The organism is Pantoea sp. IMH, from assembly GCF_000599885.1.
In the GTDB taxonomy this organism is placed as follows: Bacteria; Pseudomonadota; Gammaproteobacteria; order Enterobacterales; family Enterobacteriaceae; genus Erwinia.
Map to the genome: position 1 here is coordinate 241,264 of NZ_JFGT01000005.1, position 19,591 is coordinate 260,854.

The following is a 19,591-nucleotide window of genomic DNA, read 5'->3' on the forward strand; positions in this document are numbered from 1 at the left end:
GACTATGCTACATATCCTGACTCATTCCCCTTTTAAATGTGATTTCAATGCGTTGCTAAGGCTGCTGGCGGGCGGGGATGACGTATTGCTTATCCAGGATGGCGTGCTGGCAGCGCTTGAAGAAAGCCGTGCCCTTGAGTCTTTGCTGCTCGCCCCCATATCTGTCTATGTCTTACAGGATGACGTCAGCGCGCGTGGCCTTTCTGCTCACATTTCAACCAGAGCGGTCGCCGTAAGCTATACTGATTTCGTCGGGCTGACAGTAAAACACCCCCAACAAATGACCTGGTAAGAAAGGATATCCTGGTTATTTCTTGACACCTTTTCTACTCAGCCCTAAAATTCCGCGTCCTCGTTATACCACGAGGCGATTTATCACGTGTTTACGAAGCAAAGCAAATCCCAGGAGCTATTTAATGGCAACAGTTAATCAGCTGGTTCGCAAACCACGCGTACGTAAAGTTGCAAAAAGCAACGTACCTGCGCTGGAAGCCTGCCCGCAGAAACGTGGTGTATGTACTCGTGTATATACTACTACCCCTAAAAAACCGAACTCAGCACTGCGTAAAGTGTGCCGTGTTCGCTTAACTAACGGTTTTGAAGTTACCTCCTACATCGGCGGTGAAGGTCATAACCTGCAGGAACACTCCGTGATCCTGATCCGTGGCGGTCGTGTAAAAGACTTGCCAGGTGTGCGTTACCACACCGTTCGTGGCGCGCTGGACTGCTCAGGTGTTAAAGACCGTAAGCAGGCTCGCTCCAAGTACGGCGTGAAGAAGCCAAAGGCTTAATGGTTCTCCGTTAAGTAAGGCCAAACGTTTTATCTTAAATGTCATAATAAACTCGTAGAGTTTTGGACAATCCTGAATTAACAACGGAGTATTTCCATGCCACGTCGTCGCGTAATTGGCCAGCGTAAAATCCTGCCAGATCCTAAGTTCGGATCAGAGCTGCTGGCTAAATTTGTAAACATCCTGATGGTAGATGGTAAAAAATCTACTGCTGAATCAATCGTCTATACCGCGCTTGAGACCCTGGCTCAGCGTTCAGGTAAAAACGAGCTGGAAGCCTTTGAAGTCGCCCTGGACAACGTCCGCCCAACCGTCGAAGTTAAGTCTCGTCGCGTTGGTGGTTCTACTTATCAGGTTCCAGTTGAAGTCCGCCCGGTTCGTCGTAATGCTCTGGCAATGCGTTGGATCGTTGAAGCTGCTCGTAAACGCGGTGATAAATCTATGGCTCTGCGCCTGGCGAACGAACTTTCTGACGCTGCTGACAACAAAGGTACAGCAGTTAAGAAACGTGAAGACGTTCACCGTATGGCCGAAGCCAACAAGGCGTTCGCTCACTACCGCTGGTAACAGCTCAGTAGTTGTTATTAACCCAGCGGGCGTTCCAATAAGCCCGCTGGGCTTTACTAACTTAGAACGTCCGAGAATCAGAGGAATCAAATGGCTCGTACAACACCCATTACACGCTACCGTAACATTGGTATCAGTGCACACATCGACGCCGGTAAAACCACGACTACCGAACGTATCCTGTTCTACACCGGTGTAAACCACAAAATCGGTGAAGTCCATGATGGCGCAGCCACCATGGACTGGATGGCGCAGGAGCAGGAACGTGGTATTACCATTACCTCCGCAGCGACTACCGCGTTCTGGTCAGGTATGGCTAAGCAGTTCGAGCCGCACCGCGTAAACATCATTGACACCCCTGGACACGTTGACTTCACGATTGAAGTAGAACGCTCCATGCGTGTTCTCGACGGCGCAGTAATGGTTTACTGTGCAGTTGGTGGTGTTCAGCCACAGTCTGAGACCGTATGGCGTCAGGCTAACAAATATAAAGTTCCACGCATCGCGTTCGTTAACAAAATGGACCGCATGGGTGCTAACTTCCTGAAAGTTGTCGGCCAGATTGAATCACGTCTGGGTGCAACTCCGGTCCCTCTGCAGCTGGCTATCGGCGCGGAAGAGCACTTCACCGGCGTTGTTGACCTGGTCAAGATGAAAGCGATCAACTGGAACGACGCTGACGCAGGCGTGACCTTCGATTACGAAGAGATCCCAGCTGATATGCAGGAGCTGGCCGAAGAATGGCGCCAGAAACTGATCGAAGCTGCAGCCGAAGGCTCTGACGAGCTGATGGAGAAGTTCTTTGGTGGCGAAGAGCTGACTGAAGAAGAGATCAAAACTTCTCTGCGTAAGCGCGTACTGAACAACGAAATCATCCTGGTTACCTGTGGTTCTGCATTTAAGAACAAAGGTGTTCAGGCGATGCTGGATGCGGTTATCGAATATCTGCCGTCCCCAACTGACGTTACCGCGATCAACGGTCTGCTGGATGATGGTAAAGATACCCCAGCTGTTCGTCACTCAGATGATGACGAGCCGTTTGCTGCGCTGGCGTTTAAAATCGCTACTGACCCGTTTGTTGGTAACCTGACGTTCTTCCGCGTCTATTCCGGCGTAGTTAACTCGGGTGACACCGTATACAATCCGGTTAAATCTGCTCGTGAGCGTCTGGGCCGTATCGTACAGATGCACGCCAACAAACGTGAAGAGATCAAAGAAGTTCGTGCAGGTGACATCGCTGCTGCTATCGGTCTGAAAGACGTAACTACGGGTGACACCCTGTGTGATCCGGATAACGTCATCATTCTGGAGCGTATGGAATTCCCTGAGCCGGTAATCTCCATCGCGGTTGAACCAAAAACCAAAGCTGACCAGGAAAAAATGGGTCTGGCTCTGGGCCGTCTGGCTAAAGAAGACCCGTCATTCCGCGTATGGACTGACGAAGAAACTAACCAGACGATTATCGCCGGTATGGGTGAGCTGCACCTCGACATCATCGTTGACCGCATGAAGCGTGAATTCAACGTTGAAGCGAACGTGGGCAAACCTCAGGTTGCTTACCGCGAAGCGATTCGTGCGAAAGTAACTGATATCGAAGGTAAGCACGCCAAGCAGTCTGGTGGTCGTGGACAGTACGGTCATGTTGTTATCGACATGTACCCACTGGAGCCGGGCGTTAACCCTAAAGGTTACGAGTTCGTCAACGACATCAAGGGCGGTGTGATTCCAACTGAATACATCCCTGCGGTTGACAAAGGTATCCAGGAGCAGCTGAAATCAGGTCCTCTGGCCGGTTATCCGGTAGTTGATCTGGGCGTTCGCCTGCACTTCGGTTCTTACCATGACGTTGACTCCTCGGAGCTGGCGTTTAAACTGGCTGCTTCTATCGCGTTCAAAGACGGATTTAAGAAAGCATCACCAGTTCTGCTTGAGCCGATCATGAAGGTTGAAGTGGAAACGCCTGAAGAGAACACTGGTGACGTTATCGGTGACCTTAGCCGTCGTCGTGGTATGCTCAAAGGACAGGAATCTAACGCTACTGGCGTTCAGATTCACGCTGAAGTTCCGCTGTCTGAAATGTTCGGATATGCAACTCAGCTGCGTTCTCTGACTAAAGGCCGTGCTTCATACTCCATGGAATTCCTGAAGTATGATGATGCGCCGAACAACGTCGCTCAGGCCGTTATTGAAGCTCGTAGCAAATAAGCTACAGTTTTAAAATATTGATCCTATGCTCTCACCAAAGGGTGAGAGCATTAAAGTAAGGAATATTGTCGTGGCTAAAGAAAAATTTGAACGTAACAAACCGCACGTCAACGTTGGTACTATCGGCCACGTTGACCACGGTAAAACTACCCTGACTGCTGCTATCACTTCCGTTCTGGCTAAAACCTACGGTGGTTCTGCTCGTGCATTCGATCAGATCGATAACGCGCCTGAAGAAAAAGCTCGTGGTATCACCATCAACACTTCTCACGTTGAATATGACACCCCGACCCGCCACTATGCGCACGTTGACTGCCCAGGCCACGCCGACTATGTGAAAAACATGATCACCGGTGCTGCCCAGATGGACGGCGCTATCCTGGTTGTTGCTGCGACTGACGGCCCTATGCCTCAGACCCGTGAGCACATCCTGCTGGGCCGCCAGGTAGGCGTTCCTTACATCATCGTGTTCCTGAACAAGTGCGACATGGTTGATGATGAAGAGCTGCTGGAACTGGTTGAGATGGAAGTACGTGACCTGCTGTCACAGTACGACTTCCCGGGCGACGATACCCCAATCGTTCACGGTTCTGCGCTGAAAGCGCTGGAAGGCGACGCAGAGTGGGAAGCAAAAATCATCGAACTGGCTGGCTTCCTGGATTCTTACATCCCAGAACCAGAGCGTGCGATCGACAAGCCGTTCCTGCTGCCAATCGAAGATGTGTTCTCCATCTCCGGTCGTGGTACCGTTGTTACCGGTCGTGTTGAGCGCGGTATCATCAAAGTTGGTGAAGAAGTTGAAATCGTTGGTATCAAAGATACTGCGAAATCTACCTGTACCGGCGTTGAGATGTTCCGTAAGCTGCTGGACGAAGGTCGTGCGGGCGAGAACTGCGGCGTTCTGCTGCGTGGTATCAAGCGTGAAGAGATCCAGCGTGGCCAGGTTCTGGCTAAGCCGGGTTCAATCAAGCCACACACTCAGTTCGAGTCTGAGGTTTACATCCTGTCCAAAGACGAAGGCGGCCGTCATACTCCGTTCTTCAAAGGCTACCGTCCACAGTTCTACTTCCGTACAACTGACGTGACCGGTACCATCGAACTGCCAGAAGGCGTTGAGATGGTAATGCCAGGCGACAACATCAAAATGGTTGTTACCCTGATCCACCCAATCGCAATGGATGACGGCCTGCGTTTCGCCATCCGTGAAGGTGGTCGTACCGTTGGTGCGGGCGTTGTTGCTAAAGTAATCGCATAAGTCGATAGCTTGTAATGACGATGTGAACATCGTCATAGCCTGAAAAAGAGCACTTAGGTGCTCTTTTTTTATGCCTGTAATGCACAACTAATCCGCTTATCACAATTGAAATAAAAACGATTCGCATTTACAATATGATCAGAATTTGTACTGGAGCGGTAACTATGTACGTCTGTTTGTGTAATGCGATAAGCGATAAAACCCTTCGTGAAGTTGTACGTCGATATCAACCTAAATCCATTCAGCATTTGCGCCAACTGGTGCCAATAGGCAAGCAGTGCGGCAAATGTATCCGCGCTTCACGTGAAATCATGGAAGAAGAGTTGCAACACGCGCCGCTGTATAAAGAGATCGCCTGATAATGTCCCTGGTTTTAACCAGACTTTTTTGACTTCCCCGATTCCGCATCTACGCTCTAATTATCTGGAAGCGGAGGATCAAAAATGAAGGGCGATGCCAAAGTTATAACTCATCTTAATAAACTGTTAGGAAATGAACTGGTTGCAATAAACCAGTATTTTCTCCATGCGCGTATGTTCAAAAACTGGGGGCTGATTCGTCTCAATGATATTGAATACCATGAATCCATTGATGAAATGAAACATGCGGACAAATATATTGAGCGGATCCTGTTTCTGGAAGGCATTCCAAATCTGCAAGATCTGGGAAGGCTCAGGATTGGTGAAGATGTCGAAGAGATATTGAGGTCAGATTTAGCGCTTGAGCTGGAAGGTGCGCGGGATCTGCGAGAGGCGATAGCCTATGCGGACAAAGTGCACGACTATGTCAGCCGCGACATGATGATAACTATCCTTGAGGATGAAGAGCATCATATCGACTTCCTGGAAACTGAACTGGAACTCATTACCAAAGTGGGTACACAGAACTATTTCCAGTCGCAAATAAAAGTGAATGAATAAAACAGAGTAAAACCGATGTCGTTGAGCAAAATAACGCCGCTGAACAATAACTTCAGCGGCGTTTTTCATTTTTAACCGACGCTGATGACATTACTGTACCGCCGGCTCTGCCGAACCCAGGACATAAAGAGGTTGCGTTGTGCGCTGATGTACGTATAATGCGCGGGCCTGTCAGAAATGACGGCCCGGCTCAATCTGAGCCGCAGGAGAGCGAGAGCTCACCTGACAATACTCCCAATCGGGGAGTTATGTGCAGACGATTACACTCCCCCATCAATCGTAATGGGTGCGGGTAGTAATTTTTTTCGTTTATAAATAATTGGAGCTCTGGTCTCATGCAGAACCAAAGAATCCGTATCCGTCTTAAAGCGTTTGATCATCGTCTTATCGATCAATCAACTGCGGAAATCGTTGAGACCGCCAAGCGCACTGGTGCGCAGGTTCGTGGTCCAATCCCGCTGCCGACCCGCAAAGAGCGCTTTACCGTTCTGATCTCCCCGCACGTTAACAAAGACGCGCGCGATCAGTATGAAATTCGCACTCACAAGCGTCTGGTTGACATCGTTGAGCCAACTGAAAAAACGGTTGATGCTCTGATGCGTCTGGATCTGGCTGCAGGTGTTGACGTGCAGATCAGCCTGGGTTAATCAGGTCATTGAGCGATTGAGAGGTTGAAACAATGATTGGTTTAGTCGGTAAGAAAGTGGGCATGACGCGTATCTTCACTGAAGATGGCGTATCTATCCCAGTAACCGTGATTGAAATTGAAGCAAACCGCGTGACTCAGGTTAAGAGCCTGGAAAACGACGGCTACACTGCTATCCAGGTAACGGCCGGTGCTAAAAAAGCAAACCGCGTCACCAAGCCTGAAGCAGGCCATTTTGCTAAAGCTGGCGTAGAAGCTGGCCGTGGTCTTTGGGAATTCCGTACTGAAGAAGGTACCGAGTTCACTGTAGGCCAGAGCATCAACGTTGATATTTTCGCTGAAGTGAAAAAAGTTGACGTTACTGGGACATCTAAAGGTAAAGGTTTTGCCGGTACTGTTAAGCGCTGGAACTTCCGTACTCAGGATGCTACCCACGGTAACTCCTTGTCTCACCGCGTTCCGGGTTCAATCGGTCAGAACCAGACTCCGGGCAAAGTGTTTAAAGGCAAGAAAATGGCAGGCCAGCTGGGTAATGAGCGCGTTACTGTTCAGAGCCTGGACGTAGTACGTGTTGACGCTGAGCGCAACCTGCTGCTGGTTAAAGGTGCGGTTCCCGGTGCTACCGGTAGCGACCTGATCGTTAAACCAGCTGTGAAGGCGTAAGGGGATAGCAATGGAATTAGTATTGAAAGACGCGCAAAGCGCGCTGACTGTTTCCGAAACTACCTTCGGTCGTGATTTCAACGAAGCGCTGGTACATCAGGTTGTTGTTGCTTATGCAGCAGGTGCCCGTCAAGGTACCCGTGCTCAGAAGACCCGCGCTGAAGTTACTGGTTCCGGCAAAAAGCCGTGGCGCCAGAAAGGTACCGGCCGTGCGCGTGCAGGTTCTGTAAAGAGCCCAATCTGGCGTTCCGGTGGTGTGACCTTTGCTGCGAAGCCTCAGGACCACAGTCAAAAAGTAAACAAAAAGATGTACCGCGGCGCGCTGAAAAGCATCCTGTCCGAACTGGTACGTCAAGATCGTCTGATCGTTGTCGAGCAGTTCTCTATTGAAGCACCTAAAACTAAGTTGCTGGTAGAGAAGCTGAAAGACATGGCTCTGGAAGATGTGCTGATCATCACTGGCGAACTGGAAGAGAACCTGTTCCTGGCCGCGCGCAACCTGTACAAGGTTGACGTACGTGATGCAGCAGGCATTGACCCAGTTAGCCTGATCGCCTTCGACAAAGTCGTTATGACTGCTGACGCAGTTAAGCAAGTTGAGGAGATGCTGGCATGATCCGTGAAGAACGTCTGCTGAAAGTACTGCGCGCGCCGCACGTATCTGAAAAAGCATCTGCTGCGATGGAAAAAACCAACACCATCGTTCTCAAAGTTGCTAAAGACGCGACCAAAGCAGAAATCAAAGCCGCTGTACAGAAGCTTTTCGAAGTGGAAGTTGAGGTTGTTAACACCCTGGTTGTTAAAGGGAAAGTTAAACGTCACGGACAGCGTATTGGTCGTCGTAACGACTGGAAAAAAGCTTACGTCACCCTGAAAGAAGGCCAGAATCTGGACTTCGTCGGCGGCGCTGAGTAAGTCGGAGGAGAAGAACAATGGCAGTTGTTAAATGTAAACCGACATCTCCGGGTCGTCGCCACGTAGTTAAAGTGGTAAACCCTGAGCTGCATAAGGGCAAACCTTTTGCCCCGCTGGTAGAAAAAAACAGCAAATCCGGTGGCCGTAACAACAATGGTCGCATCACTACCCGTCATATCGGTGGTGGTCACAAGCAGGCTTACCGTATTGTTGACTTCAAACGCAACAAAGATGGTATCCCAGCGACCGTTGAACGTCTTGAGTACGATCCGAACCGCTCCGCGAACATCGCGCTGGTTCTGTACAAAGACGGCGAGCGCCGTTACATCCTGGCCCCTAAAGGCCTGAAAGCTGGCGATCAGATTCAGTCTGGCGTTGATGCTGCGATCAAAGCGGGTAACACCCTGCCAATGCGTAACATCCCAGTGGGTTCCACCGTTCATAACGTAGAAATGAAACCAGGCAAAGGCGGTCAGATTGCTCGCTCAGCCGGTGCTTACGTGCAGATCGTTGCTCGTGAAGGTTCTTACGTTACCCTGCGTCTGCGTTCAGGTGAAATGCGTAAAGTCGAATCTGACTGCCGCGCTACCCTGGGTGAAGTCGGTAACGCTGAGCATATGCTTCGCGTTCTGGGTAAAGCCGGTGCAGCTCGTTGGCGCGGTGTTCGTCCTACCGTTCGCGGTACTGCGATGAACCCAGTCGATCACCCGCACGGTGGTGGTGAAGGTCGTAACTTTGGTAAGCACCCGGTATCCCCGTGGGGCGTTCAGACCAAAGGTAAGAAGACCCGTAGCAACAAGCGTACTGATAAATTTATCGTACGTCGCCGTAGCAAATAATTTTAGAGGATAAGCCATGCCACGTTCTCTCAAGAAAGGTCCTTTTATTGACCTGCACTTGCTGAAGAAGGTAGAGAAAGCGGTGGAAAGCGGAGACAAGAAGCCTTTGCGCACCTGGTCCCGTCGTTCAACGATCTTCCCTAACATGATCGGTTTGACCATCGCTGTCCATAATGGTCGTCAGCACGTTCCTGTCTTTGTTTCCGACGAAATGGTCGGTCACAAACTGGGTGAATTTGCACCGACTCGTACTTATCGCGGTCACACTGCTGATAAGAAAGCCAAGAAACGCTAACAGGAGGAAGAGATGGAAACTATCGCTAAACATCGCCACGCTCGTTCTTCTGCGCAGAAGGTTCGCCTGGTAGCTGATCTTGTACGCGGTAAGAAAGTGTCGCAGGCTCTGGACATTTTGACCTACACCAATAAGAAAGCGGCTGTACTGGTCAAAAAAGTTCTGGAATCTGCCATTGCTAACGCCGAACACAACGATGGCGCTGACATTGATGATCTGAAAGTCACGAAGATCTTCGTAGACGAAGGCCCAAGCATGAAGCGCATTATGCCTCGTGCAAAAGGTCGTGCAGATCGCATCCTGAAGCGCACCAGCCACATTACTGTGGTTGTGTCCGATCGCTGAGACTCTGGAGACTAGCAATGGGTCAGAAAGTACATCCTAATGGTATTCGCCTGGGTATTGTTAAACCCTGGAACTCTACCTGGTTCGCCAATACCAAAGAATTCGCTGACAACCTGGACAGCGACTTTAAAGTACGTCAGTTCCTGACTAAAGAACTGGCTAAAGCGTCTGTATCTCGTATCGTTATCGAGCGTCCAGCGAAGAGCATCCGTGTGACTATTCACACCGCTCGTCCTGGCATCGTGATCGGTAAGAAAGGCGAAGACGTAGAAAAACTGCGCAAGGTCGTAGCGGATATCGCTGGCGTTCCTGCACAGATCAATATTGCCGAAGTCCGTAAACCGGAACTGGACGCGAAATTGGTTGCTGACAGCATCACTTCACAGCTGGAGCGTCGTGTGATGTTCCGTCGTGCGATGAAGCGTGCTGTACAGAACGCAATGCGTCTGGGCGCCAAAGGGATTAAAGTTGAAGTTAGTGGCCGTCTGGGCGGTGCTGAAATCGCGCGTACCGAATGGTACCGTGAAGGCCGCGTGCCGTTGCACACCCTGCGTGCTGACATTGACTACAACACCTCTGAAGCGCACACCACTTATGGTGTCATCGGCGTTAAGGTATGGATCTTCAAAGGTGAGATCCTGGGTGGTATGGCTGCTGTTGAACAACCGGAACCGGCTGCTCAACCTAAAAAGCAGCAGCGTAAAGGCCGTAAGTAAGGAGAGTCGCTGATGTTACAACCAAAGCGTACAAAATTCCGTAAAGTGCACAAAGGCCGCAACCGTGGTCTGGCGCAGGGTACGGATGTTAGCTTCGGTACTTTCGGTCTGAAAGCTGTTGGCCGTGGTCGTCTGACTGCTCGTCAGATCGAAGCAGCACGTCGTGCTATGACCCGTGCAGTTAAGCGTCAAGGTAAAATTTGGATCCGTGTATTCCCGGACAAACCAATTACCGAGAAGCCGCTGGAAGTGCGTATGGGTAAAGGTAAAGGTAACGTAGAGTATTGGGTTGCCTTGATCCAGCCTGGTAAAGTCCTGTATGAAATGGACGGTGTTCCGGAAGAGCTGGCCCGTGAAGCATTCAAGCTGGCAGCAGCAAAACTGCCTATCAAAACCACCTTTGTAACTAAGACGGTGATGTAATGAAAGCAACAGAGCTGCGTGAAAAAAGCGTTGAAGAGCTGAACACTGAGCTGCTTAACCTGCTGCGTGAGCAGTTCAACCTGCGCATGCAGGCGGCATCCGGCCAGCTGCAACAGACTCATCTGTTGAAGAATGTGCGTCGTGATGTTGCACGCGTTAAGACTTTACTGACTGAGAAGGCGGGTGCGTAATGACCGATAAAATCCGTACTCTGCAAGGTCGTGTGACTAGCGACAAAATGGAGAAATCCATTGTTGTCGCTATCGAACGTTTTGTGAAACACCCTATCTACGGTAAGTTCATTAAGCGTACGACTAAACTGCACGTACATGACGAGAACAATGAATGTGGGATCGGCGACAAGGTTGAAATCCGTGAATGCCGTCCACTGTCCAAGACTAAGTCCTGGACCCTGGTTCGCGTTGTAGAGAAAGCTGTTCTGTAATAAGAACTCTTTCTTTTGAAAACCCCCGCTTGTCGGGGGTTTTTCTTTTCTGCCGTATCAACACTTACCCTAATCCCTAATCCCTAATCCCTAATCCCTAATCCCTAATCCCTAATCCCTAATCCCTAATCCCTAAAGTCGTTCAATTCTGAGCTGCACTTTTTATTAATTTTCACATGCTCTTGTAATGAGTGGCCCTGTTTTGTGATGGCGGTCTCTCTTTAAACCTGTCTGAAGTTTAAAATCTTCGGTGTTCAGAAACTGAACGGAGACAGGCAGGGCGCAATGACGTGACCCTGTTGTGCAAAAGAACATGGAAAGTAATTATGTCAAAGGATAACCCCGATCATACCCGCCGGATGCTACTGACATTGCCGCTACTGGCAGCGTCGTCGCACATTCTGGCCGCAGGTAATAGCATCCTGCCGACCATAGATAACGCCGGCAAGAGAACTGCATTTGAACCCGACCGGACACTGCTGCTAAAAAATGCGGATATGGTTGTCACAATGGATGCGAACAGGAGGGAGATCTCTCAGGGTAGCATTCTTATCAAAGGCAACACCATTGTTGCAGTGGGAAAAGCTGGGGAACTTCCTCAAACGGCTGATGAGATAATAAATCTGAAAGGCCATATCGCTATCCCGGGTTTAATCAACACGCATCATCATATGTACCAGAGTCTGACCCGGGTCATTCCGCCCGCCCAGGATGGCGAGTTATTCAAATGGATAACAAGCTTATATCCTGTCTGGGAAAAACTTACCCCAGAGATGATCCGCATTTCTACCCAGATGTCGATGGCTGAACTTATCCTTTCAGGATGTACAACCTCCAGCGACCATTTATATGTTTATCCAAATGGATGCCGACTGGATGACAGTATCGAAGCTGCTGCCGTAATGGGAATGCGGTTCCATCCCAGCCGCGGCAGTATGAGTTTAGGTAAGTCTCAGGGGGGGCTGCCACCAGATTCTGTAGTAGAAAAAGAGAGCGATATTCTGCGGGACACTCAGCGGGTTATTGAGCGCTATCATGACGACAGCCGTGGTTCAATGCTTCGCCTCGTCGTGGCACCTTGTTCACCTTTTTCGGTCACTCAGACCTTGATGAAAGAGTCAGCCAAACTGGCGAGGCATTATAAAGTCTCGATGCATACTCATCTGGCGGAAAATGAAAGCGACATTCGCTATAGCCGGGAAAAATTTAACTGCACACCGGCGCAATATGTGGAGGCGCTGGGCTGGGTTGGGCACGACGTCTGGCATGCCCACTGTGTAAAACTTGATGATTATGGCATTAAACTTTTTGCGCGCACCGGAACGGGAGTCGCCCACTGTCCATGCTCTAATATGCGCTTAGCTTCAGGGATAGCGCCCGTACGTAAGATGGTGGATGCCGGAGTGCATGTTGCGCTGGGTGTGGATGGTTCAGCGTCAAATGATACTTCAAATGTGATCAATGAAGTACGTCAGGCGATGCTGCTACAGCGTGTAGGTTTTGGACCGGATGCGATGACGGCCCGCCAGGCGCTTGAAATCGCTACGCTGGGTGGCGCGAAAGTGCTCAACCGGGACGATGTTGGCTCACTGACGCCTGGCATGATGGCGGACATCGCGGTCTTTGATCTTAGTAAACCCGGTATGGCGGGCGCTGTCCACGATCCTGTGGCCGCACTGGTATTCTGTAACCCAGGGCAGGTCGCTTATAGTGTCATCAATGGTCGCGTGCTTGTCAGGGAAGGGCAGATGAGTGAAGTAGATTTGCCTGTGATTATGGAGACCCATAACAAACTGGCGACCACGCTTTATTCTTGAGTAAGCAGCGGTTGATGAAGCTCTGATGCTGCCCGTTTGGCTGTTTTTTACCCTGCTTATGCCCCGGGAGCAGCGATAAGCTGAAGAAGTGTGCAGAATACCGTTTGCTACCGGGGGAACAATTCCTTAGAATGTCGCGTTCCTCATTTCAGAGGACCAAATATCGACTCGATATGAGTCGTTTATTTTTTCTACCCTTATGCGAGAAGCGGTGTTATAATGCTGCGCCCTCAATTATGGGGCTTTTAATCGACCTGAATCAGGTCCCGAAGTAGTAGTTGACATTAGCGGAGCACTAAAATGATCCAAGAACAGACTATGCTGAACGTCGCCGACAACTCCGGTGCACGTCGCGTAATGTGTATCAAGGTTCTGGGTGGCTCGCACCGTCGCTACGCAGGCGTAGGCGATATCATCAAAATTACCATCAAGGAAGCAATTCCTCGCGGTAAGGTTAAGAAAGGTGATGTGCTGAAAGCGGTAGTGGTGCGCACCAGGAAGGGTGTTCGTCGCCCGGACGGTTCTGTCATTCGCTTCGATGGTAATGCATGCGTTATTTTAAACAATAACAGCGAGCAGCCTATCGGAACGCGTATTTTTGGGCCGGTAACTCGTGAACTTCGTACTGAAAAGTTCATGAAAATTATCTCTCTGGCACCAGAAGTACTCTAAGGAGCGAAAAATGGCAGCTAAAATCCGTCGCGATGACGAAGTTATCGTGCTGACCGGCAAAGATAAAGGTAAGCGCGGTAAAGTTAAAAATGTCCTGTCTTCTGGCAAGGTCATTGTTGAAGGTATCAACCTGGTTAAGAAACATCAGAAGCCGGTTCCGGCCCTGAACCAACCAGGCGGCATCGTTGAAAAAGAAGCTGCTATTCAGGTTTCTAACGTTGCGCTTTACAACTCTGCCACCGGCAAGGCTGACCGTGTAGGCTTTAGGTTCGAAGACGGCAAAAAAGTCCGTTTCTTCAAATCTAACAGCGAAACTATCAAGTAATTTGGAGTAGTACGATGGCGAAACTGCATGATTACTACAAAGACGAAGTAGTTAAAAAACTCATGACTGAGTTTAACTACAATTCTGTCATGCAAGTCCCTCGGGTCGAGAAGATCACCCTGAACATGGGTGTTGGTGAAGCGATCGCTGATAAGAAACTGCTGGATAACGCAGCAGCTGACTTAGCAGCAATCTCCGGCCAAAAGCCGTTTATCACCAAAGCACGCAAATCTGTTGCAGGCTTCAAAATCCGTCAGGGCTATCCGATCGGCTGTAAAGTGACTCTGCGTGGCGAACGCATGTGGGAGTTCTTTGAGCGTCTGATCTCTATTGCTGTTCCACGTATCCGTGACTTCCGTGGCTTGTCCGCTAAGTCTTTTGACGGTCGTGGTAACTACAGCATGGGCGTTCGTGAGCAGATCATCTTCCCAGAAATCGACTATGACAAAGTCGATCGCGTTCGTGGTTTGGATATTACCATTACCACTACTGCGAAATCTGACGATGAAGGCCGTGCTCTGCTGGCTGCCTTTGACTTCCCGTTCCGCAAGTAAGGTAGGGTTACTTCATGGCTAAGCAATCGATGAAGGCACGCGAAGTAGTTCGCGTAAAACTGGCTGATAAATACCGCGCTAAACGCGAGGAATTGAAAGCTATCATCTCTAGTGTGAACGCATCTGACGAAGAACGTTGGAATGCTGTTCTGAAGTTGCAGACTCTGCCGCGTGATTCCAGCCCGTCCCGTCAGCGTAACCGCTGCCGCCAGACTGGTCGTCCACATGGTTATGTGGGCAAGTTCGGGTTGAGCCGTATCAAGCTGCGTGAAGCCGCCATGCGCGGTGAAGTGCCAGGCTTGAAAAAGGCTAGCTGGTAATTACCAATTGAATCACGGGAGTAAAGACAGATGAGCATGCAAGATCCGATCGCGGATATGCTGACCCGTATCCGTAACGGTCAAACCGCGAACAAAGTTGCGGTCACCATGCCTTCCTCCAAGCTGAAAGTGGCAATTGCCAACGTGCTGAAGGAAGAAGGATATATTGAAGAATTTAAAGTCGAAGGCGATACCAAGCCAGAACTGGAACTGACTCTTAAGTATTTCCAGGGCAAGGCTGTGGTAGAAAGCATTCAGCGTGTTAGCCGTCCAGGTCTGCGTATTTATAAGCGCAAAGACGAACTGCCAAAAGTTATGGCAGGACTGGGTATCGCTGTTGTTTCTACCTCTAAAGGTGTTATGACCGATCGTGCAGCGCGCCAGGCTGGTCTTGGTGGCGAAATTATCTGCTACGTAGCTTAACGGAGGAAAGAATGTCTCGTGTTGCTAAAGCACCTGTCGTCATTCCTGCCGGCGTAGAGGTAAAACTCAACGGTCAGGTTATTTCGATTAAAGGTAAAAACGGCGAGCTGACTCGTACCATTAACGATGCTGTAGAAGTTAAGCATGCTGACAACGCACTGACTTTCGCTCCGCGCGAAGGTTTTGTTGACGCTTGGGCACAGGCTGGTACTTCACGCGCATTGCTGAACGGTATGGTTATCGGTGTTACCGAAGGCTTCACTAAGAAGCTGCAGCTGGTTGGTGTAGGTTATCGTGCAGCCGTAAAAGGCAATGTGGTGAATTTAGCCCTGGGCTTTTCTCACCCTGTTGACCACGCGCTGCCTGCGGGTGTGACTGCTGAATGTCCGACTCAGACTGAAATCGTGCTGAAAAGCGCTGATAAGCAGCTGGTTGGTCAGGTAGCAGCCGATCTGCGCGCCTACCGTCGTCCTGAGCCTTATAAAGGCAAGGGTGTTCGTTACGCCGACGAAGTCGTGCGTACCAAAGAGGCTAAGAAGAAGTAAGGTAACACTATGGATAAGAAATCTGCTCGTATCCGTCGTGCGACCCGCGCACGCCGCAAGCTCAAAGAGCTGGGTGCAACTCGCCTGGTGGTACATCGTACCCCGCGTCATATTTACGCACAGGTAATTGCATCTAACGGTTCTGAAGTCCTGGTTGCTGCTTCTACAGTAGAAAAAGCAATCAGTGAGCAACTGAAGTACACCGGAAACAAAGACGCCGCCGCCGCTGTTGGTAAAGCAGTTGCTGAGCGCGCAATCGAAAAAGGCATCACTGGTGTTTCTTTCGACCGCTCTGGTTTCCAATATCATGGTCGTGTCCAGGCACTGGCAGATGCTGCCCGTGAAGCTGGCCTACAGTTCTAAGGTAGAGGTGTAAGATGGCACACATCGAAAAACAAGCTGGCGAACTGCAGGAAAAGCTGATCGCGGTAAATCGCGTATCGAAAACCGTTAAAGGTGGTCGTATTTTCTCCTTCACTGCACTGACAGTGGTAGGCGACGGTAACGGTCGCATCGGTTTTGGTTACGGTAAAGCGCGTGAAGTTCCAGCAGCGATCCAGAAAGCGATGGAAAAAGCTCGTCGCAATATGATTAACGTCGCGCTGAACAACGGCACCCTGCAGCACCCTGTTAAAGGTGTGCACACAGGTTCTCGTGTGTTCATGCAGCCGGCTTCTGAAGGTACCGGTATCATTGCCGGCGGTGCAATGCGCGCCGTTCTGGAAGTCGCTGGGGTTCATAACGTTCTGGCTAAAGCCTACGGTTCCACCAACCCGATTAACGTGGTTCGTGCAACTCTGGATGGTCTGGCAAACATGAGTTCCCCAGAAATGGTCGCTGCCAAGCGTGGTAAATCCGTTGAAGACATTCTGGGATAATTGACCATGGCTAAGACTATTAAAATTACTCAAACCCGCAGTGCGATCGGTCGTTTGCCGAAACACAAGGCAACGCTGCTTGGCCTGGGTCTGCGTCGTATTAACCACACCGTAGAGCGTGAAGACACGCCAGCTGTACGCGGTATGGTTAACGCGATTTCCTATATGGTTAAAGTGGAGGAGTAACAGATGCGTTTAAATACTCTGTCTCCGGCCGAAGGGTCTAAACACGCACCTAAGCGTCTGGGTCGTGGTATTGGTTCTGGCCTCGGTAAAACCGGTGGTCGTGGTCACAAAGGTCAGAACTCTCGTTCTGGCGGTGGCGTACGTCGCGGTTTCGAAGGTGGTCAGATGCCTCTGTACCGTCGTCTGCCGAAGTTCGGCTTCACCTCTCGCAAAGCAATGGTTACGGCAGAAGTTCGTCTGTCTGACCTGGCGAAAGTTGAAGGCGGCATCGTCGACCTGAACACGCTGAAAGCGGCCAACATTGTCGGTATTCAGATTGAATTTGCTAAGATTATCCTGTCTGGCGAAGTCTCTGCACCGGTAACGGTTCGCGGTCTGCGTGTCACTAAAGGCGCTCGTGCTGCAATCGAAGCTGCTGGCGGTAAAATTGAGGAATAAGTAGCAGATGGCTAAGCAACCGGGATTAGATTTTCAAAGTGCCAAGGGTGGTTTTGGCGAACTCAAGCGCAGACTGCTGTTTGTGATTGGTGCGCTGATTGTTTTCCGCATTGGCTCTTTTATTCCAATCCCTGGTATCGATGCCACTGTACTTGCCAAACTGCTTGAGCAACAGCGGGGCACCATCATTGAAATGTTTAACATGTTCTCTGGTGGTGCACTGAGTCGTGCTTCTATCTTTGCTCTGGGTATTATGCCGTATATTTCGGCCTCTATTATTATCCAGCTGCTGACGGTGGTTCATCCCGCCCTGGCAGAAATCAAGAAAGAAGGGGAGGCTGGCCGTCGTAAGATTAGCCAGTACACCCGTTACGGCACATTGGTTCTGGGTATTTTTCAGTCTATCGGTATTGCTACCGGTTTACCGAATATGCCAGGGATGCAGGGACTGGTTATTAACCCTGGCTTTGCATTCTACTTTACCGCTGTTGTTAGCCTGGTGACCGGGACAATGTTCCTGATGTGGCTGGGTGAACAGATCACTGAGCGAGGTATCGGCAACGGTATCTCAATCATAATCTTCGCTGGTATTGTTGCGGGTTTACCGCCGGCCATTGGCCATACCATCGAGCAAGCGCGGCAAGGCGACCTGCACTTCCTCCTGTTGCTGTTGGTTGCAGTTCTCGTATTTGCAGTGACCTTCTTCGTTGTTTTCGTTGAGCGTGGTCAACGCCGCATTGTGGTGAACTATGCGAAACGTCAGCAAGGCCGTCGTGTCTATGCTGCACAGAGCACACATTTACCGCTGAAAGTGAATATGGCAGGGGTTATCCCTGCAATCTTTGCCTCCAGCATCATTCTGTTCCCAGCGACCATCGCGTCATGGTTCGGGGGCGGTACCGGTTGGAACTGGCTGACAACTATTTCAATGTATTTGCAGCCCGGACAACCGCTTTATGTGCTACTCTATGCGACTGCAATCATCTTCTTCTGTTTCTTTTACACTGCGCTGGTTTTTAATCCGCGTGAAACAGCAGATAACCTGAAGAAGTCTGGTGCATTTGTACCAGGAATTCGTCCGGGAGAACAGACGGCGAAGTACATCGATAAAGTAATGACACGCCTGACCTTGGTTGGTGCGCTCTACATTACTTTCATCTGCCTGATCCCGGAGTTCATGCGTGATGCGATGAAAGTTCCATTCTACTTTGGCGGCACGTCGCTGCTGATTGTAGTCGTTGTCATCATGGACTTTATGGCTCAAGTGCAAACTCTGATGATGTCCAGTCAATATGAGTCTGCATTGAAGAAAGCAAACCTGAAAGGCTACGGCCGTTAATCAGGCGCTTGAGAAGTTACGGAGAGTAAAAATGAAAGTTCGTGCTTCCGTCAAGAAATTATGTCGTAACTGCAAAATCGTCCGTCGTGATGGTGTCGTACGTGTGATTTGCAGCGCCGAGCCTAAGCATAAACAGCGCCAAGGCTGATTATTCGCATATTTTTCTTGCAAAGTCGGGTTGAGCTGGCTAGATTAGCCAGCCAATCTTTTGTATGTCTATGCGTTTCCCATTTGAGTATCCTGAAAACGGGCTTTTCGGCATGGGACGCATATTTAATTAGTAGGAGTGCATAGTGGCCCGTATAGCAGGCATTAACATTCCTGATCATAAACATACTGTCATCGCCTTAACCGCGATCTTCGGTATCGGCAAAACCCGTTCCCAGGCTATCTGCGCTGCAACCGGTATTGCTGAAAATGTTAAGATCAGTGAGCTGTCTGAAGAGCAAATCGACATTCTGCGTGACGAAGTTGCAAAGTTTGTTGTTGAAGGCGATCTGCGTCGTGAAGTTACCCTGAGCATTAAGCGTCTTATGGACCTTGGTTGCTATCGTGGTTTACGTCATCGTCGTGGTCTACCGGTTCGCGGTCAGCGTACCAAGACCAACGCACGTACCCGCAAGGGTCCGCGTAAACCGATCAAGAAATAATCGGGGTGATTGAATAATGGCAAAGGCACCAGTTCGTGCACGTAAGCGTGTAAGAAAGCAAGTCTCTGATGGCGTGGCTCATGTCCATGCGTCTTTTAACAACACCATCGTGACTATTACCGATCGTCAGGGTAATGCGTTGGGTTGGGCAACAGCCGGTGGTTCCGGTTTCCGTGGTTCTCGTAAGTCTACGCCATTCGCTGCGCAGGTTGCTGCAGAGCGTTGCGCAGAGGCCGTGAAAGATTACGGTATTAAGAACCTGGAAGTTATGGTTAAGGGTCCAGGTCCAGGCCGCGAATCTACGATTCGTGCTCTGAACGCTGCTGGTTTTCGCATCACGAATATTACTGATGTGACTCCGATCCCTCACAACGGTTGTCGTCCGCCGAAAAAACGTCGCGTATAACGCCCGTTTTTTA

The 19,591-nt window shown here is 50.1% G+C and carries 33 protein-coding genes; all 33 read left to right on the plus strand.

The window, feature by feature from the left end; all coding sequences use genetic code 11:
* The first annotated feature begins 4 nt into the window (after window positions 1-4).
* Window positions 5-292 (plus strand): sulfurtransferase complex subunit TusB, encoded by a 288-nt coding sequence (tusB, locus tag EA20_RS0109295; RefSeq protein ID WP_024966571.1) that lies wholly within the window; start codon window positions 5-7, stop codon window positions 290-292.
* A 124-nt stretch (window positions 293-416) separates the two neighbouring features.
* On the plus strand, window positions 417-791 hold the full coding sequence (gene rpsL, locus EA20_RS0109300) for a 30S ribosomal protein S12 (RefSeq protein WP_003852912.1): 375 nt from the start codon (window positions 417-419) through the stop codon (window positions 789-791).
* A gap of 96 nt (window positions 792-887) precedes the next feature.
* On the plus strand, window positions 888-1,358 hold the full coding sequence (rpsG, locus tag EA20_RS0109305; protein ID WP_017350059.1) for a 30S ribosomal protein S7: 471 nt from the start codon (window positions 888-890) through the stop codon (window positions 1,356-1,358).
* A gap of 90 nt (window positions 1,359-1,448) precedes the next feature.
* Window positions 1,449-3,563: an elongation factor G gene (gene fusA / locus EA20_RS0109310; RefSeq protein WP_024966572.1), complete on the plus strand. Its 2,115-nt coding sequence runs from the start codon at window positions 1,449-1,451 to the stop codon at window positions 3,561-3,563.
* A gap of 70 nt (window positions 3,564-3,633) precedes the next feature.
* Entirely contained in the window at window positions 3,634-4,818 is a 1,185-nt protein-coding gene (gene tuf, locus EA20_RS0109315; RefSeq protein WP_024966573.1) for an elongation factor Tu, read from the plus strand.
* Between the two features lie 164 nt (window positions 4,819-4,982).
* Complete coding sequence (bfd, locus tag EA20_RS0109320; RefSeq protein ID WP_024966574.1) at window positions 4,983-5,177, plus strand: bacterioferritin-associated ferredoxin; 195 nt, start codon at window positions 4,983-4,985, stop codon at window positions 5,175-5,177.
* An 84-nt stretch (window positions 5,178-5,261) separates the two neighbouring features.
* Window positions 5,262-5,738 carry a bacterioferritin gene (gene bfr, locus EA20_RS0109325; RefSeq protein WP_024966575.1) on the plus strand — a complete coding sequence of 159 codons (477 nt, stop codon included), beginning with the start codon at window positions 5,262-5,264 and terminating at the stop codon, window positions 5,736-5,738.
* A gap of 335 nt (window positions 5,739-6,073) precedes the next feature.
* The gene (gene rpsJ / locus EA20_RS0109330; RefSeq protein ID WP_001181005.1) at window positions 6,074-6,385 is read left to right on the plus strand and encodes a 30S ribosomal protein S10; all 312 of its coding nucleotides are present in this window, start codon (window positions 6,074-6,076) and stop codon (window positions 6,383-6,385) included.
* A gap of 32 nt (window positions 6,386-6,417) precedes the next feature.
* On the plus strand, window positions 6,418-7,047 hold the full coding sequence (rplC, locus tag EA20_RS0109335) for a 50S ribosomal protein L3 (RefSeq protein ID WP_024966576.1): 630 nt from the start codon (window positions 6,418-6,420) through the stop codon (window positions 7,045-7,047).
* Between the two features lie 10 nt (window positions 7,048-7,057).
* Window positions 7,058-7,663 (plus strand): 50S ribosomal protein L4, encoded by a 606-nt coding sequence (gene rplD / locus EA20_RS0109340; protein WP_024966577.1) that lies wholly within the window; start codon window positions 7,058-7,060, stop codon window positions 7,661-7,663.
* On the plus strand, window positions 7,660-7,962 hold the full coding sequence (gene rplW, locus EA20_RS0109345) for a 50S ribosomal protein L23 (protein WP_024966578.1): 303 nt from the start codon (window positions 7,660-7,662) through the stop codon (window positions 7,960-7,962). Before rplD ends, rplW begins: the two co-directional genes overlap by 4 nt.
* A gap of 17 nt (window positions 7,963-7,979) precedes the next feature.
* Complete coding sequence (rplB, locus tag EA20_RS0109350; protein WP_024966579.1) at window positions 7,980-8,801, plus strand: 50S ribosomal protein L2; 822 nt, start codon at window positions 7,980-7,982, stop codon at window positions 8,799-8,801.
* A 16-nt stretch (window positions 8,802-8,817) separates the two neighbouring features.
* Window positions 8,818-9,096 (plus strand): 30S ribosomal protein S19, encoded by a 279-nt coding sequence (gene rpsS, locus EA20_RS0109355; RefSeq protein ID WP_013204132.1) that lies wholly within the window; start codon window positions 8,818-8,820, stop codon window positions 9,094-9,096.
* 12 nt (window positions 9,097-9,108) lie between these two features.
* A complete protein-coding gene (gene rplV / locus EA20_RS0109360; protein WP_000447532.1) occupies window positions 9,109-9,441 on the plus strand; it encodes a 50S ribosomal protein L22 in 333 nt (110 codons plus the stop codon).
* Between the two features lie 17 nt (window positions 9,442-9,458).
* Window positions 9,459-10,157 carry a 30S ribosomal protein S3 gene (gene rpsC / locus EA20_RS0109365; RefSeq protein ID WP_002919766.1) on the plus strand — a complete coding sequence of 233 codons (699 nt, stop codon included), beginning with the start codon at window positions 9,459-9,461 and terminating at the stop codon, window positions 10,155-10,157.
* 12 nt (window positions 10,158-10,169) lie between these two features.
* A complete protein-coding gene (rplP, locus tag EA20_RS0109370) occupies window positions 10,170-10,580 on the plus strand; it encodes a 50S ribosomal protein L16 (RefSeq protein WP_002438716.1) in 411 nt (136 codons plus the stop codon).
* Window positions 10,580-10,771: a 50S ribosomal protein L29 gene (gene rpmC, locus EA20_RS0109375; protein ID WP_024966580.1), complete on the plus strand. Its 192-nt coding sequence runs from the start codon at window positions 10,580-10,582 to the stop codon at window positions 10,769-10,771. Before rplP ends, rpmC begins: the two co-directional genes overlap by 1 nt.
* Entirely contained in the window at window positions 10,771-11,025 is a 255-nt protein-coding gene (gene rpsQ / locus EA20_RS0109380) for a 30S ribosomal protein S17 (RefSeq protein ID WP_024966581.1), read from the plus strand. Before rpmC ends, rpsQ begins: the two co-directional genes overlap by 1 nt.
* A 326-nt stretch (window positions 11,026-11,351) precedes the next feature.
* Entirely contained in the window at window positions 11,352-12,842 is a 1,491-nt protein-coding gene (locus tag EA20_RS0109385; RefSeq protein ID WP_024966582.1) for an 8-oxoguanine deaminase, read from the plus strand.
* A 300-nt stretch (window positions 12,843-13,142) separates the two neighbouring features.
* Window positions 13,143-13,514 (plus strand): 50S ribosomal protein L14, encoded by a 372-nt coding sequence (gene rplN / locus EA20_RS0109390; RefSeq protein WP_004160583.1) that lies wholly within the window; start codon window positions 13,143-13,145, stop codon window positions 13,512-13,514.
* Between the two features lie 10 nt (window positions 13,515-13,524).
* Window positions 13,525-13,839, plus strand: a complete 315-nt coding sequence (rplX, locus tag EA20_RS0109395) for a 50S ribosomal protein L24 (protein WP_024966583.1) — start codon at window positions 13,525-13,527, stop codon at window positions 13,837-13,839.
* 14 nt (window positions 13,840-13,853) lie between these two features.
* Window positions 13,854-14,393, plus strand: coding sequence for a 50S ribosomal protein L5 (gene rplE, locus EA20_RS0109400; RefSeq protein WP_024966584.1), 540 nt, complete (start codon window positions 13,854-13,856; stop codon window positions 14,391-14,393).
* 14 nt (window positions 14,394-14,407) lie between these two features.
* On the plus strand, window positions 14,408-14,713 hold the full coding sequence (gene rpsN / locus EA20_RS0109405) for a 30S ribosomal protein S14 (protein WP_024966585.1): 306 nt from the start codon (window positions 14,408-14,410) through the stop codon (window positions 14,711-14,713).
* Window positions 14,714-14,743: 30 nt separating this feature from the next.
* On the plus strand, window positions 14,744-15,136 hold the full coding sequence (gene rpsH, locus EA20_RS0109410; protein ID WP_024966586.1) for a 30S ribosomal protein S8: 393 nt from the start codon (window positions 14,744-14,746) through the stop codon (window positions 15,134-15,136).
* Window positions 15,137-15,147: 11 nt separating this feature from the next.
* Window positions 15,148-15,681, plus strand: coding sequence for a 50S ribosomal protein L6 (rplF, locus tag EA20_RS0109415; protein ID WP_024966587.1), 534 nt, complete (start codon window positions 15,148-15,150; stop codon window positions 15,679-15,681).
* Between the two features lie 9 nt (window positions 15,682-15,690).
* Window positions 15,691-16,044 (plus strand): 50S ribosomal protein L18, encoded by a 354-nt coding sequence (rplR, locus tag EA20_RS0109420; protein ID WP_024966588.1) that lies wholly within the window; start codon window positions 15,691-15,693, stop codon window positions 16,042-16,044.
* A 14-nt stretch (window positions 16,045-16,058) separates the two neighbouring features.
* The gene (gene rpsE, locus EA20_RS0109425) at window positions 16,059-16,559 is read left to right on the plus strand and encodes a 30S ribosomal protein S5 (RefSeq protein WP_024966589.1); all 501 of its coding nucleotides are present in this window, start codon (window positions 16,059-16,061) and stop codon (window positions 16,557-16,559) included.
* A gap of 6 nt (window positions 16,560-16,565) precedes the next feature.
* Window positions 16,566-16,745, plus strand: a complete 180-nt coding sequence (gene rpmD, locus EA20_RS0109430; protein ID WP_024966590.1) for a 50S ribosomal protein L30 — start codon at window positions 16,566-16,568, stop codon at window positions 16,743-16,745.
* 3 nt (window positions 16,746-16,748) lie between these two features.
* A complete protein-coding gene (rplO, locus tag EA20_RS0109435) occupies window positions 16,749-17,183 on the plus strand; it encodes a 50S ribosomal protein L15 (protein WP_024966591.1) in 435 nt (144 codons plus the stop codon).
* A gap of 7 nt (window positions 17,184-17,190) precedes the next feature.
* Window positions 17,191-18,522 carry a preprotein translocase subunit SecY gene (secY, locus tag EA20_RS0109440; RefSeq protein WP_024966592.1) on the plus strand — a complete coding sequence of 444 codons (1,332 nt, stop codon included), beginning with the start codon at window positions 17,191-17,193 and terminating at the stop codon, window positions 18,520-18,522.
* Window positions 18,523-18,553: 31 nt separating this feature from the next.
* Window positions 18,554-18,670 carry a 50S ribosomal protein L36 gene (gene rpmJ / locus EA20_RS20185; protein ID WP_020322760.1) on the plus strand — a complete coding sequence of 39 codons (117 nt, stop codon included), beginning with the start codon at window positions 18,554-18,556 and terminating at the stop codon, window positions 18,668-18,670.
* A 145-nt stretch (window positions 18,671-18,815) separates the two neighbouring features.
* On the plus strand, window positions 18,816-19,172 hold the full coding sequence (gene rpsM, locus EA20_RS0109445; protein WP_024966593.1) for a 30S ribosomal protein S13: 357 nt from the start codon (window positions 18,816-18,818) through the stop codon (window positions 19,170-19,172).
* 16 nt (window positions 19,173-19,188) lie between these two features.
* Window positions 19,189-19,578: a 30S ribosomal protein S11 gene (gene rpsK / locus EA20_RS0109450; RefSeq protein WP_004160563.1), complete on the plus strand. Its 390-nt coding sequence runs from the start codon at window positions 19,189-19,191 to the stop codon at window positions 19,576-19,578.
* The last annotated feature ends 13 nt before the right edge of the window (window positions 19,579-19,591 follow it).

What these genes read in the sequence shown, in the direction of transcription:
- rpsG (WP_017350059.1), top strand. Translation starts at nt 888, where the DNA reads ATGCCACGTCGTCGCGTAATTGGCCAGCGTAAAATCCTGCCAGATCCT.
- rplO (WP_024966591.1), top strand. Translation starts at nt 16,749, where the DNA reads ATGCGTTTAAATACTCTGTCTCCGGCCGAAGGGTCTAAACACGCACCT.
- rpsJ (WP_001181005.1), top strand. Translation starts at nt 6,074, where the DNA reads ATGCAGAACCAAAGAATCCGTATCCGTCTTAAAGCGTTTGATCATCGT.
- rpsK (WP_004160563.1), top strand. Translation starts at nt 19,189, where the DNA reads ATGGCAAAGGCACCAGTTCGTGCACGTAAGCGTGTAAGAAAGCAAGTC.
- rplB (WP_024966579.1), top strand. Translation starts at nt 7,980, where the DNA reads ATGGCAGTTGTTAAATGTAAACCGACATCTCCGGGTCGTCGCCACGTA.
- rpsL (WP_003852912.1), top strand. Translation starts at nt 417, where the DNA reads ATGGCAACAGTTAATCAGCTGGTTCGCAAACCACGCGTACGTAAAGTT.
- tusB (WP_024966571.1), top strand. Translation starts at nt 5, where the DNA reads ATGCTACATATCCTGACTCATTCCCCTTTTAAATGTGATTTCAATGCG.
- rplW (WP_024966578.1), top strand. Translation starts at nt 7,660, where the DNA reads ATGATCCGTGAAGAACGTCTGCTGAAAGTACTGCGCGCGCCGCACGTA.
- rplC (WP_024966576.1), top strand. Translation starts at nt 6,418, where the DNA reads ATGATTGGTTTAGTCGGTAAGAAAGTGGGCATGACGCGTATCTTCACT.
- rplX (WP_024966583.1), top strand. Translation starts at nt 13,525, where the DNA reads ATGGCAGCTAAAATCCGTCGCGATGACGAAGTTATCGTGCTGACCGGC.
- rplE (WP_024966584.1), top strand. Translation starts at nt 13,854, where the DNA reads ATGGCGAAACTGCATGATTACTACAAAGACGAAGTAGTTAAAAAACTC.
- rpsS (WP_013204132.1), top strand. Translation starts at nt 8,818, where the DNA reads ATGCCACGTTCTCTCAAGAAAGGTCCTTTTATTGACCTGCACTTGCTG.
- rplV (WP_000447532.1), top strand. Translation starts at nt 9,109, where the DNA reads ATGGAAACTATCGCTAAACATCGCCACGCTCGTTCTTCTGCGCAGAAG.
- rplF (WP_024966587.1), top strand. Translation starts at nt 15,148, where the DNA reads ATGTCTCGTGTTGCTAAAGCACCTGTCGTCATTCCTGCCGGCGTAGAG.
- bfd (WP_024966574.1), top strand. Translation starts at nt 4,983, where the DNA reads ATGTACGTCTGTTTGTGTAATGCGATAAGCGATAAAACCCTTCGTGAA.
- rpsN (WP_024966585.1), top strand. Translation starts at nt 14,408, where the DNA reads ATGGCTAAGCAATCGATGAAGGCACGCGAAGTAGTTCGCGTAAAACTG.
- rpsH (WP_024966586.1), top strand. Translation starts at nt 14,744, where the DNA reads ATGAGCATGCAAGATCCGATCGCGGATATGCTGACCCGTATCCGTAAC.
- rpsQ (WP_024966581.1), top strand. Translation starts at nt 10,771, where the DNA reads ATGACCGATAAAATCCGTACTCTGCAAGGTCGTGTGACTAGCGACAAA.
- rplN (WP_004160583.1), top strand. Translation starts at nt 13,143, where the DNA reads ATGATCCAAGAACAGACTATGCTGAACGTCGCCGACAACTCCGGTGCA.
- rpsC (WP_002919766.1), top strand. Translation starts at nt 9,459, where the DNA reads ATGGGTCAGAAAGTACATCCTAATGGTATTCGCCTGGGTATTGTTAAA.
- rpmJ (WP_020322760.1), top strand. Translation starts at nt 18,554, where the DNA reads ATGAAAGTTCGTGCTTCCGTCAAGAAATTATGTCGTAACTGCAAAATC.
- rplR (WP_024966588.1), top strand. Translation starts at nt 15,691, where the DNA reads ATGGATAAGAAATCTGCTCGTATCCGTCGTGCGACCCGCGCACGCCGC.
- rpsE (WP_024966589.1), top strand. Translation starts at nt 16,059, where the DNA reads ATGGCACACATCGAAAAACAAGCTGGCGAACTGCAGGAAAAGCTGATC.
- EA20_RS0109385 (WP_024966582.1), top strand. Translation starts at nt 11,352, where the DNA reads ATGTCAAAGGATAACCCCGATCATACCCGCCGGATGCTACTGACATTG.
- rplD (WP_024966577.1), top strand. Translation starts at nt 7,058, where the DNA reads ATGGAATTAGTATTGAAAGACGCGCAAAGCGCGCTGACTGTTTCCGAA.
- fusA (WP_024966572.1), top strand. Translation starts at nt 1,449, where the DNA reads ATGGCTCGTACAACACCCATTACACGCTACCGTAACATTGGTATCAGT.
- rpmD (WP_024966590.1), top strand. Translation starts at nt 16,566, where the DNA reads ATGGCTAAGACTATTAAAATTACTCAAACCCGCAGTGCGATCGGTCGT.
- secY (WP_024966592.1), top strand. Translation starts at nt 17,191, where the DNA reads ATGGCTAAGCAACCGGGATTAGATTTTCAAAGTGCCAAGGGTGGTTTT.
- bfr (WP_024966575.1), top strand. Translation starts at nt 5,262, where the DNA reads ATGAAGGGCGATGCCAAAGTTATAACTCATCTTAATAAACTGTTAGGA.
- rpmC (WP_024966580.1), top strand. Translation starts at nt 10,580, where the DNA reads ATGAAAGCAACAGAGCTGCGTGAAAAAAGCGTTGAAGAGCTGAACACT.
- rplP (WP_002438716.1), top strand. Translation starts at nt 10,170, where the DNA reads ATGTTACAACCAAAGCGTACAAAATTCCGTAAAGTGCACAAAGGCCGC.